The 18,000-nt window shown below is 61.8% G+C and carries 12 protein-coding genes and 2 pseudogenes; 13 read left to right on the top strand and 1 reads right to left on the bottom strand.

Features of this window, described 5'->3' with window-relative positions; all coding sequences use genetic code 11:
* Window positions 1–147: 147 nt before the first annotated feature.
* The 3 genes and pseudogenes from rpmE to J2Y83_RS01455 all read left to right on the top strand — a co-directional run bounded on the left by rpmE (window position 148) and on the right by J2Y83_RS01455 (window position 1,969).
* Complete coding sequence (gene rpmE / locus J2Y83_RS01445) at window positions 148–381, top strand: 50S ribosomal protein L31 (RefSeq protein WP_247406541.1); 234 nt, start codon at window positions 148–150, stop codon at window positions 379–381.
* Between the two features lie 14 nt (window positions 382–395).
* Window positions 396–485 (top strand): annotated as a pseudogene (locus J2Y83_RS01450) (thermonuclease family protein); the annotation flags it as partial.
* 215 nt (window positions 486–700) lie between these two features.
* A complete protein-coding gene (locus tag J2Y83_RS01455) occupies window positions 701–1,969 on the top strand; it encodes a malic enzyme-like NAD(P)-binding protein (RefSeq protein WP_253392886.1) in 1,269 nt (422 codons plus the stop codon).
* 210 nt (window positions 1,970–2,179) lie between these two features.
* Here the strand turns inward: J2Y83_RS01455 and J2Y83_RS01460 are convergent, their stop codons facing one another.
* The gene (locus J2Y83_RS01460) at window positions 2,180–4,642 is read right to left on the bottom strand and encodes a penicillin-binding protein 1A (RefSeq protein WP_373423805.1); all 2,463 of its coding nucleotides are present in this window, start codon (window positions 4,640–4,642) and stop codon (window positions 2,180–2,182) included.
* A 51-nt stretch (window positions 4,643–4,693) separates the two neighbouring features.
* Between J2Y83_RS01460 and J2Y83_RS01465 the strand changes: the two genes are divergently transcribed.
* The 10 genes and pseudogenes from J2Y83_RS01465 to J2Y83_RS01510 all read left to right on the top strand — a co-directional run bounded on the left by J2Y83_RS01465 (window position 4,694) and on the right by J2Y83_RS01510 (window position 17,995).
* Complete coding sequence (locus J2Y83_RS01465) at window positions 4,694–4,840, top strand: hypothetical protein (protein ID WP_253392890.1); 147 nt, start codon at window positions 4,694–4,696, stop codon at window positions 4,838–4,840.
* A 23-nt stretch (window positions 4,841–4,863) separates the two neighbouring features.
* Window positions 4,864–5,517 (top strand): type IV pilus biogenesis protein PilM, encoded by a 654-nt coding sequence (gene pilM, locus J2Y83_RS01470; RefSeq protein WP_253392892.1) that lies wholly within the window; start codon window positions 4,864–4,866, stop codon window positions 5,515–5,517.
* Window positions 5,517–6,068: a PilN domain-containing protein gene (locus tag J2Y83_RS01475; RefSeq protein WP_253392894.1), complete on the top strand. Its 552-nt coding sequence runs from the start codon at window positions 5,517–5,519 to the stop codon at window positions 6,066–6,068. Before pilM ends, J2Y83_RS01475 begins: the two co-directional genes overlap by 1 nt.
* Window positions 6,065–7,036: a pilus assembly protein PilP gene (locus tag J2Y83_RS01480; RefSeq protein ID WP_253392896.1), complete on the top strand. Its 972-nt coding sequence runs from the start codon at window positions 6,065–6,067 to the stop codon at window positions 7,034–7,036. Before J2Y83_RS01475 ends, J2Y83_RS01480 begins: the two co-directional genes overlap by 4 nt.
* 141 nt (window positions 7,037–7,177) lie before the next feature.
* Window positions 7,178–8,431: pseudogene (locus J2Y83_RS01485) on the top strand (type IV pilus secretin PilQ); the annotation flags it as partial.
* Window positions 8,432–8,435: 4 nt separating this feature from the next.
* A complete protein-coding gene (gene aroK, locus J2Y83_RS01490) occupies window positions 8,436–8,954 on the top strand; it encodes a shikimate kinase AroK (RefSeq protein WP_024072964.1) in 519 nt (172 codons plus the stop codon).
* Between the two features lie 125 nt (window positions 8,955–9,079).
* The gene (gene aroB, locus J2Y83_RS01495) at window positions 9,080–10,180 is read left to right on the top strand and encodes a 3-dehydroquinate synthase (protein WP_253392898.1); all 1,101 of its coding nucleotides are present in this window, start codon (window positions 9,080–9,082) and stop codon (window positions 10,178–10,180) included.
* 10 nt (window positions 10,181–10,190) lie between these two features.
* Window positions 10,191–11,747 carry an SPOR domain-containing protein gene (locus J2Y83_RS01500; protein ID WP_253392900.1) on the top strand — a complete coding sequence of 519 codons (1,557 nt, stop codon included), beginning with the start codon at window positions 10,191–10,193 and terminating at the stop codon, window positions 11,745–11,747.
* Window positions 11,748–12,098: 351 nt separating this feature from the next.
* Window positions 12,099–16,544: a glutamate synthase large subunit gene (gltB, locus tag J2Y83_RS01505; RefSeq protein WP_253392902.1), complete on the top strand. Its 4,446-nt coding sequence runs from the start codon at window positions 12,099–12,101 to the stop codon at window positions 16,542–16,544.
* A 32-nt stretch (window positions 16,545–16,576) separates the two neighbouring features.
* A complete protein-coding gene (locus J2Y83_RS01510) occupies window positions 16,577–17,995 on the top strand; it encodes an FAD-dependent oxidoreductase (protein ID WP_253392904.1) in 1,419 nt (472 codons plus the stop codon).
* Window positions 17,996–18,000 lie beyond the last annotated feature (5 nt).

The following is an 18,000-nucleotide window of genomic DNA, read 5'->3' on the forward strand; positions in this document are numbered from 1 at the left end:
TTTTCGGATGAAAGGGGCTTTGGTGTGCTGAATCGATGCAGAGCGGCGCTTGCGCGTTTAAAAAGGTCTGGTAGAATCCGCGGCCTAATTACGTGCGGTATTCGACAATGGTGTCGAGTGGCGGCACGCTAGCCTGAGGAAGTCACCATGAAAGCCGGTATCCATCCAGCGTACGAAACCATCGAAGTCACCTGCAGCTGCGGCAACAAGTTCGAAACCCGTTCGAACCTGTGCAAGCCACTGGGCACTGACGTATGCAACGAGTGCCACCCGTTCTACACCGGTAAGCAGAAAACTCTGGACACTGGCGGCCGTGTACAGCGCTTCGCAGATCGCTTTGGTGCTTTCGGCAAGAAGCCTGCTGCTACTCCAGCAGAGTAAGGCTCAAAAGCCCTATGGGCTTTTGCCAGCTGTTGAAAAAGGCGCCCCTTGTGGGCGCCTTTTTTGTGCCCGCGATTTGGCTGTTGGCGGCCAGACAAGAACTCCAACGCGATTGCGCTTGTTGAAATCGATATTGGAAGAAAAATTGTAGACATTTTTTAGGTGGATTGTGAGCAGTTCGCTCCTTGTATCCCGCAGCTCTTGGCCAAAAGTCGTAGTGCATAGCCCTTGACACCACTGACTGTCCAGTCTTGTAGGGGCTTTACGACACGAGTATCCTCGGCGGTCCGTCGACCAACAGTAAAAGCGGAATGCCGATATGTCTGATTTGAAAACTGCCGCTCTCGAATATCATGCCCATCCTCGTCCAGGAAAGCTGAGTGTAGAGCTCACCAAAGCCACTGCCACCGCCCGTGACCTGTCGCTGGCCTACAGCCCTGGCGTTGCCGAGCCTGTACGTGAAATCGCCCGTGACCCTGAGTTGGCGTACAAATACACCGGCAAAGGCAACCTGGTTGCAGTGATTTCCGATGGCACCGCGATTCTCGGCCTGGGTAACCTCGGCCCATTGGCTTCCAAGCCAGTCATGGAAGGTAAAGGCGTGCTGTTCAAGCGCTTTGCCGGCATCGATGTGTTCGACATCGAAGTCGATTCCGAGAGCCCGCAGGCTTTCATCGACACCGTCAAGCGCATTTCCATCACCTTCGGTGGCATCAACCTGGAAGACATCAAGGCACCTGAGTGCTTCGAGATCGAAAAGGCCCTGATCGAGCAGTGCGACATTCCGGTATTCCACGATGACCAGCACGGCACCGCGATCGTTACTGCGGCCGGCATGATCAACGCCCTGGAAATCGCTGGCAAAACCCTGGCTGACGCCAAGATCGTCTGCCTGGGCGCCGGTGCTGCGGCCATCTCGTGCATGAAGCTGATCGTCAGCATGGGCGCCAAGCTGGAAAACATCTACATGGTCGACAGCAAGGGCGTGATCCAGTCCGAGCGTACCGACCTGAACCAGTACAAGGCGATGTTTGCGCATCCGTCCTCCAAGCGCACCCTGGCTGAGGCCCTCGACGGTGCTGACGTATTCGTCGGCCTGTCCGGTCCGAACCTGCTAAGCGCTGAAGGCCTGAAGGCCATGGCGGCCAACCCGATCGTGTTCGCCTGCTCCAACCCGGACCCAGAAATCGCGCCGGAACTGGCACACGCCACCCGCGACGACGTGATCATGGCCACCGGCCGTTCGGACTACCCGAACCAGGTCAACAACGTACTGGGCTTCCCGTTCATCTTCCGTGGTGCCCTGGACGTTCGCGCCAAGCGCATCAACGAAGAAATGAAAGTGGCTGCCGCCAACGCCCTGCGTGAACTGGCCAAGCTGCCGGTGCCTCAGGATGTGTGCGATGCCTACGGCGGCGCCAAGCTGGAATTCGGTCGTGAATACATCATTCCGAAACCAATGGACAAGCGCCTGATCACCCTGATCTCCGACGCCGTGGCCAAAGCCGCGATCGAGACCGGTGTGGCCACCCTGCCGTATCCGAAAAACTACCCGCTGCAAAGCGTGGATGATGTGTTCAACGGCTAAGCCGTTGTAGCGCACCCACAAAAAGCCCCGGCTCTCGCGAGTCGGGGCTTTTTGCTGTGTGGCTATAAACCCAAGGCCTGGGCAGAACCAAATGTGGGAGGGGGCTTGCCCCCGATAGCGGTGTGTCAGTCACCTGATGAGTTGACTGGTCCACTGCTATCGGGGGCAAGCCCCCTCCCACATTGGATCTGTGTTCAAACACAGACTCCGTCAGAACAGGTCGATCGGTGCCGCCTCATCCGCCGGCAGCGGGCTGCCCGGCGCCACGCCATTGCCCAGTTCGTTGATCGACGGCGGCGTGTCTTCGCTCTTGAACAGCTCGAAGTACGCATTCGGCGTGCTCGGCGATGCCGCGCGGCCACTGACCGGGTCGATCCGCAGGCTGAGGATGCCTTCCGGTTCTGGCTGGGTATGCAGCGGCTTGTCTTTCAGGGCCGCGCCCATGTAGCTCATCCAGATCGGCAGCGCGACGGTGCCGCCGAACTCGCGGCGACCGAGGCTTTCCGGCTGGTCGTAGCCGGTCCACACGGTGGTCACGTAGTCGGCGTTGTAGCCGGAGAACCAGGCGTCCTTGGATTCGTTGGTGGTACCGGTCTTGCCTGCAATGTCCGCGCGGCCCAGGGCCAGTGCGCGGCGGCCGGTGCCTTTCTTGATCACGTCTTCCAGGATGCTGTTGAGGATGTAGGTGGTGCGGCCATCCACCACGCGCTCGGCCACCGCCGGCGCTTGCGGTTCAGGTGCGGCCGCCGGGTTGGCCACGGGCGTTGCGCCTGGGGTCGGCTCGATGGTGATACCGCCGTTGCTTGGTGCGGCCAAGCCATCGCTGGCGGCCACGCCGTTGACCACATCACCCGGCACTCGTGGCGGGTTGGCGGTGAACAGGGTGTCGCCATTGCGGCTGTCGATCTTGTCGATCAGGTACGGCGTGATCTTGTAGCCGCCGTTGGCAAATGTGCTCCAGCCGGTGGCGATTTCCATCGGCGTGAGGGTCGCCGTCCCCAGGGCCAGGGACAGGTTTGGCGGCAGATCTGCCTTGTTGAAGCCAAAGCGCGTGATGTAGTCGATGGTCTTGTTCACGCCCATCGCCTGCAGCAAGCGGATCGACACCAGGTTGCGCGACTTGTACAGCGCCTCGCGGATGCGGATCGGGCCGAGGAAGGTGTTGGTGTCGTTCTTCGGACGCCAGACCTTGTCCAGGTACTCGTCGACAAACACGATCGGGGCATCGTTGACCAGGCTGGCGGCGGTGTAGCCGTTGTCCAGGGCGGCACTGTAGACGAACGGCTTGAAGCTCGAGCCGGGTTGGCGCTTGGCCTGGGTGGCACGGTTGTAGTTGCTCTGCTCGAACGCGAAGCCGCCGACCAGGGCGCGGATCGCACCGTTCTGCGGGTCGAGGGAAACCAGCGCGCCTTGTGCGACTGGCACCTGGCTGAATTTCAGGCTGTCGTCTTTCTGGCGTTGCACGCGGATCAAGTCACCCACCTGCGCCACGTCCGACGGCTGCTTGGGCATCGGGCCCATGCTGTTGGTGTTCAGGAATGGGCGCGCCCATTTCATGCTGTCCCACGCCACATGCGCTTCGCCGGTGCGGGTCAGTACCTGCACGCCGTCCTTCTTCACCTGGGTGACGATGGCCGGTTCCAGGCCGCTGATCGTGCGCTGTTTGCCGAGTTCGGTGGTCCAGGCGCTCAGGGTCTTGCCCGGCAGGCGCGATTCTGGGCCGCGGTAGCCGTGGCGCTGGTCGTAGGTGATCAGGCCTTCATGCACCGCGTTGTTGGCGATTTCCTGCAAGTCGCTCGGAACGGTCGTGGTCACGCGAAAGCCTTCGGTGTAAGCCTCGCTGCCATAACGGCCGACCATCTCGGCACGCGCCATTTCCGCGATATAAGGGGCGTTCACTTCCGGGGTCGGTACGTGGTAACTGGCGTTCAACGGCTCGGCCACCGCGCTTTCATAGGCGCTCTGGCTGATTTTGCCCAGCTTGTACATGCGCCCCAGAATCCAGTCGCGCCGCTCTTTGCTGCGCGCCGGGTTGGCCAGCGGGTTGAAGCGCGAGGGCGCCTTGGGCAGGCCGGCAATCATCGCCATCTGCGCCAGGCTGGCGTCACGAATCGACTTGCCGTAGTAGACCTGGGACGCGGCTTCGATGCCGTAGGCGCGGTTGCCCAGGTAGATCTTGTTGACGTACAGCTCAAGGATCTCGTCCTTGGTCAGCTGCCGCTCGATCTGCAGTGCCAGCAGGATCTCGGTGGCTTTGCGTGAAAAGCTGCGTTCGCTGGTGAGGAAGAAGTTCTTCGCCACTTGCATGGTGATCGTGCTGCCGCCGGATTGAATGTGTCCGCTTTTTACCAACTGCGTGGCGGCCCGTACCAGGCTGCTGGGGTCGACGCCGTAGTGGTTGGCGAAATTATCGTCCTCGGCCGACAGCAGGGCGTTGATGAAATTGGGCGGAATATCCGCGAAACGGATCGGGGTGCGGCGCATTTCGCCGAACTCCGCGATCAGCTTTTCATCGCTGCTGTAGACCCGCAAAGGAATCTGCAACTGGATGCTTCTCAGGGCCTCTACGGAGGGCAAACCCGGACTAAGGTAGAGGTAGGCGCCGCTGAGGACGAGCAGCAGCCCGCAAACGATGGCGACAATGGAGTACCCGAAAAACTTCAGCAGACGAATCAAGGCTTTTGGATTTCCAGAGAAAAGAATGGGTTAGGCGCCGGGGCATGCATGGCAAACGATGAATCGACCCGAGCTGCAGATAAAAAGCGGGAAAAAACGCTGGGCATTAAAGCATTTTTCAGCTTGGGGCGTCATTCGCGCCTCGCAAACAAGGCGATCGAATGCACGGTGCCCCGCGCCAATCAGGCGGTATGACAGGGAAAGTTTTAGGGAGTTTTATGGGAAAGGGATTTTTCAGGCAAAAAGTCGATACCGTCCTGGGTGTCGACATTCAGGACACGGGCATCCGGCTGATCGAACTCGGCCGCTCGCCCACTGGCTACAGCGTACAAAGCTATGCCACTCAGGCACTACCGGCCCAAGCCGTGGTCGATAGCAGCATGCTCGACCTCGACGGCGTCGGGCAGGCGTTGTCCCAGGCGTTGGCCCGGTTGCGCACCTCGGCCCGCCAAGCGGCCGTGGCCGTGTCGGGCCCTTCGGTTATTACGCGGGTGATCGAGTTGGAGGCGGGGCTCAGTGAGGAAGAAATGACCTGGATGATCCAGATGGAGGCCGACCAGTATATCCCGTACCCGCTGGATGAGATGGCCTTGGATTTCCAGGTTCGCGGGCCATCGGCCCAGAATGGGGCGCGGGTTGATGTATTGCTCGTCGCGTGCCATAAGGCCCAGGTAGAGGCTCGCGTCGCGGTTTTGAGCCTGGCTGGGCTGGTGCCGAAGGTGGTGGATGTGGAAGCATTTGCATTGGCGCGCGCTTGCGGTCAGGATTTCGGCAGCTTCACGCCGGGCCATCGAGTCGATGGCGCACAATGGGCCGTGGATGCCCACGGGATGGGAATTGCTTGCGGGTTGGCCCTGAGGAGTTTCGCTTGATGACACGAATCAACCTTTTGCCCTGGCGCCAGGCGCTGGCGGAACGGCGGCGCAAATACTTCCTGGTGCTGCTGCTGGCGTTTGCCTGTGTGGCGCTTGCTGCCGTGTGGCTGGCCGATCAAGTGATCGACCAGGCGATTGACCGACAAGTGACGCGTAATAACCATCTGGACAAGGACGTTGCCATCCTTGACTCGCGCATCAAGACCATCGATGACCTGCAGGAGCAAAGCCAGCAATTGGCGGAGCGCATGAAGGTCGTGCAGGACTTGAGCGAAGCCCGTTCGGCCGGTGCCCAGCTCTTGGATCAGTTGGCCCGCGCGATGCCAGACGGCGTGCATTTGCATGAAGTGGTGGCGAAGGGCGATACCGTCAGTATCCGCGGCAGCGCCGATTCCAGCCAGGACATCGCCCAACTGATGCGCCGCCTGCAAGCCTCCGAAGGCGCCCACGCCACTCGACTGCAACGTGTGCGGATGGAAGATGACCAGGGCGGCAACGAGTTTCAATTGACGGTGCGCCAGGGAGAGTCCGTCGAGGCCCAGCCGTGAGCCTGCCCAGGCTCGACTTTTCCGCTCTCACCCACAACGCTGCGAAATGGCCCTTGCCCGCCAAGGCCGTGCTCGGCTGCGCGCTCGCCGGCCTGGTGCTGTGGGTGGGCGATGGGATGTACCTGAGCCCGTCGCGGGAGCGGTTGCAGGGGATCGAGGCGCAGGGCGTCGTCTTGCAGCGCCAGGTCGCCGAAAAGGCGGGCCTTGCCGCCAGTCTTGAGGCGCGCAGCCTGCAGTTTCAGGCGATGCAGGCGCGCTTTACCGGGCTGTTGCAGCAGTTGCCTGGCGCGTCCGGGGTACCCGCTTTGCTCGAAGATATTGCCCGGCTGGGCGCGGCCAATGCGGTGCTCGTCGACGAGATCGTGCTGTTGGATGAGCAGCCCCGGCCACTCTATATCGAGCAGCCGTTACACCTGCGCGTCACCGGGGCTTATCACGACCTGGCGATGTTTGTGAGCGCCTTGGGCGGCTTGCCGCGCATCGTCACGGTGCATGATGTCGCGCTGCGAGTGGATGGGGCGGCATTGCGCCTGGAGTTGCTGGCCAAGACGTATCGCAATCCGTCACCGGGCGCTCAGCCGGGCCAGGCCTTTGAGCCTGGGCCGCGCTTTGTCTATGACGCGCTTGCCTTGCGCAATCCGTTCCAGCCACGCGCCTTGCAGGTCGATCACGTGCCTGGCCGGCCCGCGTTCGCGCCAGACCCCGACCGCGCCCGCGGAGCCCTGGAAGGTATCGCCGTCGACCAGTTCGAAATGGTCGGCACGCTGTCCCGAGGCATGCAAACCTTCGCCCTGCTACGTGCCGCGGCCACCGTCCACAGGCTGGCAGTCGGCGATTACCTGGGGCCGGACCACGGTCGGGTCACGGCCATTGCTGAAGGCTATGTCGAATTGGTCGAGTTGTTTCCCGACGAACAGGGCGCATGGCTGGAGCGCCCGCGAACCCTCGTGCTAAGCGTCAACTCATAACGGAATCAAACAATGAAAAGGACTTTCTCGTCCTTCGGTGTGGCGCTATGGATAGCGTTCACGGCACCGATGGCTGCTGCTGTGCCCAATCGTGTGGATCTGATCCAACTGCCGCCTCCCGGCAGTGCGGCATCAGGCACCTATACCGGCGACAAGCTGAACCTCAACTTCCAGAACATCGAGCTGCGCGCTGTGTTGCAGCAGATTGCCGATGTGGCGGGCCTGAACCTGGTCGCCAGCGACGATGTGCAAGGTTCGATCACCCTGCGACTCAAGGGCGTGCCTTGGGATCAGGCGCTGGACCTGGTGTTGCAAAGCAAGGGGCTGGACAAGCGAATAAAGGCCGGCGTGCTGTTGGTGGCGCCCGCCGAAGAGTTGGCCGCGCGCGAACTGCTGACGCTGGAGGCGCGCAAGCAGATGGCCGAACTGGCGCCATTGCGTCGCGAGCTGCTGCAGGTCAATTACGCCAAGGCTGCGGACCTGGCCAAGTTGTTCCAGTCGGTGACCGGCCTGGAGGGCACCACCGATGAGCGCGGGTCGGTGGCGGTGGATGACCGCACCAATAACATCATTGCCTACCAGACCGGCGAGCGCCTGGAAGAGCTGCGGCGCATCGTGGCGCAGTTGGACATTCCGGTGCGCCAGGTGATGATTGAAGCGCGGATTGTCGAGGCCAATGTCGACTACGACAAAAGCCTGGGCGTGCGCTGGGGAGGGCAGGTCAATCGCGGCAACTGGGGCGCCGGTGGTATCCAGCAACCTCCGGCGCCGGGGGCGGAGCCTGTGGACAATCCACCCAGTGCGCCCTTCGTCGACTTGGGTGCGCTCACCGGCACCTCCGGCTTGGGTATCGCGTTTATCACCGACAACCTGCTGCTGGACCTGGAACTGACCGCCATGGAGAAAACCGGCAACGGCGAGATCGTCTCGCAGCCCAAGGTGGTCACGTCCGACAAGGAAACTGCGCGCATCCTCAAGGGCACTGAGATTCCCTACCAGGAATCCAGCTCCAGCGGCGCCACCTCGGTGTCGTTCAAGGAGGCTTCGCTGTCCCTGGAGGTCACCCCGCAAATCACGCCTGACGACCGCGTGATCATGGAGGTGAAAGTCACCAAGGATGAGCCGGATTATCTGAACAAACTCAACGACGTACCGCCGATCAAGAAAAACGAGGTCAACGCCAAGGTGCTGGTCAGGGACGGCGAGACCATCGTCATTGGCGGGGTTTTCTCCAATACCCAAAGCAAAGTGGTAGATAAAGTGCCATTTTTGGGCGATGTGCCGTATCTTGGCCGCCTTTTCCGGCGCGATGTGCTGGCGGAGAAAAAATCCGAGCTGCTGGTATTCCTGACTCCGCGTATTATGAATAACCAGGCGATTGCTGTGAGTCGTTGATTCTGTGCGAAATTTGATTCTTGTAGGACCGATGGGCGCTGGAAAAAGCACCATCGGCCGTTTGCTGGCCAAAGAGCTGCGCCTGCCATTCAAAGACTCCGATAAGGAAATTGAATTGCGCACGGGTGCCAATATCCCGTGGATCTTCGATAAGGAAGGCGAGCTGGGCTTTCGTGATCGTGAGCAGGCGATGATTGCCGAGCTGTGCGGCTGCGACGGCGTGGTCTTGGCGACTGGCGGCGGTGCCGTGATGCGCGAGGAGAACCGCCGGGCACTGCATGCCGGTGGTCGGGTGGTCTATCTGCATGCGTCGGTCGAGCAGCAGGTGGGGCGCACCGCGCGCGATCGCAATCGCCCACTGCTGCGCACCGCCGACCCGGCGAAAACCCTGCGGGATCTGCTGGCGCTGCGCGATCCGCTGTATCGGGAAATCGCCGATCTGGTGGTGGAAACCGATGAGCGGCCACCTCGGATGGTGGTGCTCGACATTCTTGAGCGCCTGCAACGGCTGCCACCCCGTTAAAGCCAGGCCCGAAATGCGCTATTCTCGGCGGCGCGCTATCACCCTGTGGGGTGTGGCGTAGAGCCATCAGGCGACGTCGGATCGCGACGTTGCCGGTCGTTAATACATCTTCAACGCGGGGACACATGCAGACACTTAAGGTCGATCTAGGCGAGCGCAGCTATCCGATCCATATTGGCGAAGGTCTGCTGGACCAACCCGAGTTGCTCGCACCGCATATTGCCGGGCGGCAAGTGGCGATCATCTCCAATGAAACGGTCGCGCCGCTGTATCTTGAGCGTCTGAGCCGCAGCCTGGCGGCGTACTCGGTGATCTCCGTGGTGCTGCCCGACGGCGAAGCCCATAAGAACTGGGAAACCCTGCAACTGATCTTCGATGGCTTGCTGAGCGCACGCCATGATCGGCGCACCACCGTGGTCGCCCTCGGTGGCGGCGTGATTGGCGACATGGCCGGTTTTGCAGCCGCCTGCTATCAGCGCGGCGTGGATTTCATCCAGGTGCCGACCACCCTGCTGTCCCAGGTCGATTCGTCGGTGGGCGGCAAGACCGGCATCAACCATCCGCTGGGCAAAAACATGGTGGGCGCGTTCTACCAGCCTCAGGCCGTGCTGATCGACACCGCGACCCTCAACACCTTGCCACCGCGCGAACTGTCGGCGGGCCTGGCGGAAGTCATCAAGTACGGGCTGATCTGTGACGAACCGTTCCTGACCTGGCTGGAAGAACATGTCGACGCCCTGCGCGCGCTCGACCAAGTGGCGCTGACCGAGGCGATCTCGCGTTCCTGCGCCGCCAAGGCGCTGGTGGTGAATGCCGACGAACGGGAGTCCGGTGTTCGGGCCACCTTGAACCTGGGCCACACCTTCGGCCATGCGATCGAAACGCACATGGGCTATGGTGTGTGGTTGCATGGGGAAGCCGTAGCGGCTGGCACAGTGATGGCATTGGAGATGTCGCAACGCCTGGGCTGGATCAGCGCCCAGGAGCGGGATCGGGGCATCCGCCTGTTCCTGCGCGCCGGGTTGCCGGTGATCCCGCCCGAGGAGATGAGTGAGGCGGATTTCCTCGAACATATGGCGATAGACAAGAAAGTGATCGACGGTCGACTGCGACTGGTGCTGCTGCGCCGCATGGGCGAAGCGGTGGTGACCGACGATTATCCGAAAGAGATTTTACAGGCCACGCTGGGAGCGGATTACCGCGCCCTGGCCCAGCTTAAAGGTTAATAAGAGCCCGATGACTAGTTTGCATGCCGACGAGGCGTTCCTCGGCCATTACCAGTTAAGCCACGACCCCTTCGCTCCACGGGTGCCTGGTTTCAAATTCTTCCCTGCGCAGCGCAAACCGGTGCTCGGGCAGTTGCATCACCTGGCGCGCTACAGCCAGTTGTTGCTGGTCGTCACCGGCCCGCTGGGCAGCGGCAAGACCTTGCTGCGCCAGGCGCTGGTCGCCAGCACCAACAAGCAATCGGTGCAAAGCGTGGTGGTGTCGGCCCGTGGCGCCGGTGATGCGGCCGGCGTGCTGCGCCAGGTGGCCCAGGCCCTGGACGTTGCCAGCGCCGAGCCGAATGCGATTCTAAAGCAAGTGGTGCAACTGGGCCTGACCGGCCAGGAAGTCTACCTGCTGGTGGACGACGCCGAACAGCTTGACGAGTCGGCCCTCGAGGCGCTGCTGGCGCTGGCAGCGGGTACGCCGGAAGGCCGTCCGCATGTGTTCCTGTTCGGTGAATCGTCCCTGATCGCCGCTCTGGAGCAGATCAGCGGCGAGCAGGAGCTGTTCCACGTCATCGAATTGCAGCCGTATGAAGAGGAAGAAACCCGCGAATACCTGGCGCAACGTCTCGAAGGCGCCGGGCAGGGCATCGAACTTTTTTCCGCTCAGCAGATCTCTGATATTCACGAAAGCTCCGACGGCTGGCCTGGCACCATTAATCAGGTCGCCCGGGATGCCATGATTGAAGCCATGATTGCCAGCCGCTCTGCGGTCAAGCGTCCAAAGATGGGGTTCACTATGCCTAAGAAGCACGTATTGGCTATTTCCGCCGTTGTCGTGGTCGCTGTCGCCGCCGCCTGGTTGATCCCGGGTCGCAGCAAGGCACCGACCACTGCCGGCGCGCCAACCGAACAGGCGCAGTTGCCACTGGGTAAACCGACGCCAAATGTCGAATTCGCCAACTCCGGCCAACCGACCAGCCTGCCGATGGTCGGCCAGCCTGTCATGCGCGGCCCGCTCGCCGAAGAAGCAGGCGGTATCTCCGAAGGCGACGACGGCGTGCCGGTGGAAGGCTCCAGTGCCACACCGCCGACCGTGACCACCACTGCGCCACCTGCGGGCGTCCCCGCCGGCCAACCGGCGGCAAAACCAACGCCTGCGCCTACGGTCGCGACTGCCAAGCCGGCGCCCGTCACCAAGCCGGTCGCGCCAGCGCCTGTCGCCAAGCCAGCTCCGGCCCCGGCCACCAAACCGGCGGAAAAACCGGTGACTGTCGCCAAGGCCGGCGCCACCGGTAGCAGTTGGTACACCAGCCAGCCTAGCGGTAACTTCGTGGTGCAGATCCTCGGCACCAGCTCCGAAGCCAACGCTCAAGCCTTCGTCAAAGAGCAGGGCGGCGAGTACCGTTATTTCAAGAAAGTGCTCAACGGCAAGCCTCTTTACGTGATCACTTACGGCAGCTTCTCAAGCCGTGCCGCCGCCGATACCGCTATCAAAGCCTTGCCAGCGAAGGTTCAGGCTGGTAAACCTTGGCCTCGCACTGTTGCCAGCGTTCAACAAGAACTGGCAGCAACTCGCTGAAGATCCGGCGGCCTTACCCAGGCCGCCCTCCCGGCACCTCAAAAAAAACCGCAAGTGCGTGCAGCCCTCAAGGCCGCGCGCGTTGTGGTGTCTGCGTCACAGTGGCTTTTGAGTCGTAGCGGTCAAAATTAAAAAAGTTTTGACTAGCACAGCATATCGCTTTAAACCTTTCATAAATGCGACATAGATTTGCGACATCTCGTCGCTAAATTTGTGAGCGTCTGTGTCGGTGTGTACAATGACCTCCCTTTTGCCCCTGCAAAGCCGACGAACGTTCGGCGTAGAAGGTAACTGGTTGAATTGAAAAGAAATTTGCCTCGATATAAGAGGCAGCCTGGTGAGAAAGCGTCTATGAAAGCAGGTCTGTACCAACCCGATGAATTCAAGGATAACTGCGGTTTCGGCCTGATTGCCCATATGCAGGGCGAGCCCAGTCATACCCTTTTGCAAACGGCCATCGAGGCCCTGACCTGCATGACCCACCGTGGTGGGATCAACGCCGACGGCAAGACCGGTGACGGGTGTGGCTTGCTCATTCAAAAGCCCGACCTGTTCCTGCGCGCTGTCGCCAAAGAACATTTCGCGGCCGATCTGCCCAAGCAGTACGCCGTGGGCATGGTGTTCTTCAACCAGGACCCGGTCAAAGCCGAAGCCGCTCGCGAGAACATGAACCGCGAAATCCTCGCGGCCGGCCTGCAACTCGTCGGCTGGCGCAAAGTGCCGATCGACACCAGCGTGCTCGGTCGCCTGGCCTTGGAGCGCCTGCCGCAGATCGAACAAGTGTTCATCGCGGGCGACGGCCTGAGCGACCAGGACATGGCGATCAAGCTGTTCACCTCGCGTCGTCGCTCGTCCGTGTCCAATGCCGCCGACACCGACCACTACATCTGCAGCTTTTCGCACAAGACCATCATTTATAAAGGCCTGATGATGCCGGCGGACTTGACCGCCTTCTATCCGGACCTGAGCGATGAGCGCCTGCAAACCGCAATCTGCGTGTTCCACCAGCGCTTCTCCACCAACACCCTGCCGAAATGGCCGCTGGCCCAGCCATTCCGCTTCCTCGCCCACAACGGCGAGATCAACACCATCACCGGCAACCGCAACTGGGCCGTGGCCCGTCGCACCAAGTTCGCCAACGATTTGATGGACCTGGAAGAACTCGGCCCGCTGGTCAACCGCGTCGGCTCCGACTCCTCCAGCATGGACAACATGCTCGAACTGATGGTCACTGGCGGCATCGACCTGTTCCGTGGCGTGCGCATGATCATTCCGCCTGCGTGGCAGAACGTCGAGACCATGGACCCCGATCTGCGGGCGTTCTATGAGTACAACTCGATGCACATGGAACCGTGGGACGGCCCGGCCGGTGTGGTCATGACCGACGGCCGCTACGCGGTGTGCCTGCTCGACCGTAACGGTCTGCGCCCAGCGCGTTGGGTGACCACCACCAACGGTTTCATCACCCTGGCGTCGGAAATCGGCGTGTGGAACTACCAGCCGCAAGACGTGATCGCCAAAGGCCGCGTCGGCCCTGGCCAGATCCTCGCCGTGGACACCGAAACCGGGCAGATCCTCGACACCGATGCGATCGACAACCGCTTGAAGTCCCGTCACCCGTACAAGCAATGGCTGCGCAAGAACGCCCTGCGCATCCAGGCGACCATGGAAGACAACGACCACGGTTCGGCGTTCTACGACATCGACCAGCTCAAGCAGTACATGAAGATGTACCAGGTCACGTTCGAAGAGCGCGACCAGGTGCTGCGTCCGCTCGGCGAGCAAGGCTACGAGGCGGTCGGCTCGATGGGCGACGACACGCCGATGGCCGTGCTGTCCCAGCGCGTGCGCACGCCATACGACTACTTCCGCCAGCAGTTCGCCCAGGTGACCAACCCACCGATCGACCCGCTGCGTGAAGCCATCGTGATGTCCCTGGAAGTCTGCCTCGGCGCCGAGCGCAACATCTTCCAGGAATCGCCTGAGCACGCCTCCCGCGTGATCCTCAGCTCGCCGGTCATTTCCCCGGCCAAGTGGCGCTCGCTGATGACCCTGGAGCGCCCAGGCTTCGACCGTCAGATCATCGACCTGAACTACGACGAGAGCCTCGGCCTTGAAGCTGCGGTGCGCAATGTCGCGGACCAGGCCGAAGAAGCCGTGCGCGCCGGGCGTACCCAGATTGTGCTGACCGACCGTCACATTGCACCGGGCAAGCTGCCGATCCACGCCTCCCTGGCCACCGGCGCGGTCCATCACCGCCTGACCGAAAAAGGCCTGCGCTGCGACTCCAACATCCTCGTGGAAACCGCCACCGCCCGCGACCCGCACCATTTCGCGGTGCTGATCGGTTTCGGCGCCTCGGCGGTGTACCCGTTCCTCGCCTACGAAGTGCTCGGTGATCTGATCCGTACCGGTGAAGTCCTGGGCGACCTCTACGAGGTGTTCAAGAACTACCGCAAAGGCATCACCAAGGGCCTGCTGAAGATCCTGTCGAAGATGGGCATCTCCACCGTCACTTCCTACCGTGGCGCGCAGTTGTTCGAGGCCATTGGTCTGTCGGAAGAAGTCTGCGACCTAAGCTTCCGTGGCGTACCGAGTCGCATCAAGGGTGCGCGTTTCGTCGACATCGAAGCCGAACAGAAAGCCCTGGCAGCCGAAGCCTGGAGCGCGCGCAAGCCGATCCAGCAAGGCGGCCTGCTCAAGTTCGTACACGGTGGCGAGTACCACGCCTACAACCCGGACGTGGTCAGCACCCTGCAAGCCGCCGTGCAGCAGGGCGACTACGCCAAGTTCAAGGAATACACCGCGCTGGTGGATAACCGCCCGGTGTCGATGATCCGCGACATGTTCAAGGTGAAAACCCTGGATACGCCGCTGGACATCAGCGAAATCGAACCGCTGGAATCGGTCCTCAAGCGCTTCGACTCCGCCGGTATTTCCCTGGGCGCCTTGTCGCCCGAGGCCCACGAAGCCCTGGCCGAAGCCATGAACCGCCTGGGTGCGCGTTCCAACTCCGGCGAAGGCGGCGAAGACCCGGCGCGCTACGGCACCATCAAGAGCTCGAAAATCAAGCAAGTGGCGACTGGCCGTTTCGGTGTAACCCCCGAATACCTGGTCAACGCCGAAGTGCTGCAGATCAAAGTCGCTCAGGGTGCCAAGCCCGGTGAGGGCGGCCAACTGCCAGGCGGCAAGGTCAACGGTCTGATCGCCAAGCTGCGTTATGCGGTACCGGGCGTGACCCTGATTTCGCCGCCGCCGCACCACGACATCTACTCGATCGAAGACTTGTCGCAGCTGATTTTCGACCTTAAACAAGTCAACCCGCAGGCTCTGGTCTCGGTGAAACTGGTCGCGGAAGCCGGCGTGGGCACCATCGCCGCCGGTGTGGCCAAGGCCTATGCCGACCTGATCACCATCTCCGGCTACGACGGCGGCACCGGCGCTTCGCCGCTGACCTCGATCAAGTACGCTGGCGCACCGTGGGAGCTCGGCCTGGCCGAGACGCACCAGACCCTGCGCGGCAACGACCTGCGCGGCAAAGTCCGCGTGCAGACCGACGGTGGCCTGAAAACCGGCCTCGACGTGATCAAGGCCGCCATCCTCGGCGCCGAAAGTTTCGGCTTCGGCACCGCGCCGATGATCGCCCTGGGCTGCAAATACCTGCGCATCTGCCACCTGAACAACTGCGCCACCGGCGTCGCCACTCAGAACGAGAAGCTGCGCAAGGATCACTACATCGGCACCGTCGACATGGTGGTGAATTTCTTCACCTACGTCGCCGAAGAAACCCGTGAGTGGCTGGCCAGGCTGGGCGTGCGCTCCCTCGAAGAGCTGATCGGCCGCACCGATCTGCTGGACATCCTCGAAGGCCAGACCGCCAAGCAACAACACCTGGACCTGACGCCGCTGTTGGGCAGCGATCACATCCCGGCAGACAAGCCACAATTCTGCCAGGTGGACCGCAACCCACCGTTCGACAAAGGCCTGCTGGCCGAGAAGATGGTCGAGATGGCCGCTTCGTCGATCAACGACGCCAGCGGTGGCGAATTCAGCATGGACATTTGCAACTGCGACCGCTCCATCGGCGCACGCATCTCCGGCGAAATCGCGCGCAAGCACGGCAACCAGGGCATGGCCAAGGCGCCGATCACCTTCCGCTTCACCGGCACCGCGGGCCAGAGCTTCGGCGTGTGGAACGCCGGCGGCCTGCACATGTACCTGGAAGGTGACGCCAACGACTACGTGGGCAAGGGCATGACCGGCGGCAAGCTGGTGATCGTTCCGCCTAAAGGCAGCGTCTACAAGACCCAGGACAGTGCCATCATCGGCAACACCTGCTTGTACGGCGCCACGGGCGGCAAGCTGTTCGCCGCCGGTACGGCCGGTGAGCGTTTCGCCGTGCGTAACTCCGGCGCCCACACCGTGGTGGAAGGCACTGGCGATCACTGCTGCGAGTACATGACCGGGGGCTTTGTCGCGGTACTGGGCAAGACCGGTTACAACTTCGGTTCGGGCATGACCGGCGGTTTCGCCTACGTGCTGGACCAGGACAACACCTTCGTCGACCGGGTCAACCACGAGTTGGTCGAGATCCAGCGGATCAGCGGCGAAGCGATGGAATCCCACCGTAACCACTTGCAGCACGTGCTGGACGAGTACGTCGAGGAAACCGGCAGCGAATGGGGTCGTAACCTCGCCGAGAACCTTGATGATTACCTGCGTCGTTTCTGGCTGGTCAAGCCCAAGGCTGCCAACCTGAAATCGTTGCTTTCCAGCATCCGTGCCAACCCGCAGTGATATGCGCCTGAAGAGTTTGATGAGGTTTTAACATGGCTGAACGTCTGAATAACGACTTCCAGTTCATCGATGTCGGGCGCAAAGATCCGAAGAAGAAACTGTTGCGTCAACGCAAGAAAGAGTTCGTGGAAATCTACGAACCCTTCAAACCCCAGCAGTCGGCCGACCAGGCCCACCGCTGCCTGGGGTGCGGTAACCCGTATTGCGAATGGAAGTGCCCGGTGCACAACTTCATTCCCAACTGGCTGAAACTGGTGGCCGAGGGCAACATCCTCGCCGCCGCCGAGCTGTCGCACCAGACCAACACCCTGCCGGAAGTCTGCGGCCGGGTGTGCCCGCAGGACCGTCTGTGCGAGGGTGCCTGCACCCTCAACGACGGCTTCGGCGCGGTGACCATCGGTTCGGTGGAGAAGTACATCACCGACACCGCCTTCGCCATGGGCTGGCGCCCGGACATGTCCAAGGTCAAGCCGAACGGCAAGCGCGTCGCGATCATCGGCGCGGGCCCGGCGGGCCTGGGCTGTGCCGACGTGCTGGTGCGTGGCGGCGTGACCCCGGTGGTGTTCGACAAGAACCCGGAAATCGGCGGCCTGCTGACCTTCGGCATCCCCGAGTTCAAGCTGGAAAAAACCGTGCTGAGCCATCGGCGTGAAGTGTTCACCGGCATGGGCATCGAGTTCCGCCTGAACACCGAAGTCGGCAAAGACGTGACCATGGAGCAACTGCTCGCCGAATACGATGCCGTATTCATGGGCATGGGCACCTACACCTACATGAAAGGCGGCTTTGCCGGTGAAGACCTGCCGGGTGTGTACGACGCGCTCGACTTCCTGATCGCCAACGTCAACCGCAACCTGGGCTTTGAAAAGTCGCCGGAAGACTTCGTCGACATGAAAGGCAAGAAGGTCGTGGTGCTGGGCGGTGGCGACACCGCGATGGACTGCAACCGCACCTCGATCCGCCAGGGCGCCAAGTCGGTGACCTGTGCGTATCGTCGTGACGAAGCGAACATGCCGGGCTCGCGCAAAGAGGTGAAGAACGCCAAGGAAGAAGGCGTGAAATTCCTCTACAACCGCCAGCCGATCGCGATTGTCGGTGAAGACCGCGTCGAAGGCGTGAAGGTGGTCGAGACCCGTCTCGGCGAACCGGACGCCCGTGGCCGTCGCAGCCCCGAGCCGATCCCGGGTTCCGAAGAGATCATCCCGGCCGACGCCGTGGTCATCGCCTTCGGCTTCCGCCCAAGCCCGGCGCCGTGGTTCGAGCAGTTCCAGATCCAGACCGACAGCCAGGGCCGCGTCGTCGCCCCGGAACAAGGCCAGTACAAGCACCAGACCAGCAACCCGAAAATCTTCGCCGGTGGCGACATGGTGCGCGGCTCCGACCTGGTAGTAACGGCGATCTTCGAAGGCCGCAATGCCGCCGAAGGCATCCTGGACTACCTGCAGGTCTAACCCAT

Origin of the sequence: Pseudomonas marginalis (assembly GCF_024169655.1) — a bacterium.
Classification (GTDB): Bacteria; Pseudomonadota; Gammaproteobacteria; order Pseudomonadales; family Pseudomonadaceae; genus Aquipseudomonas; species Aquipseudomonas paraveronii.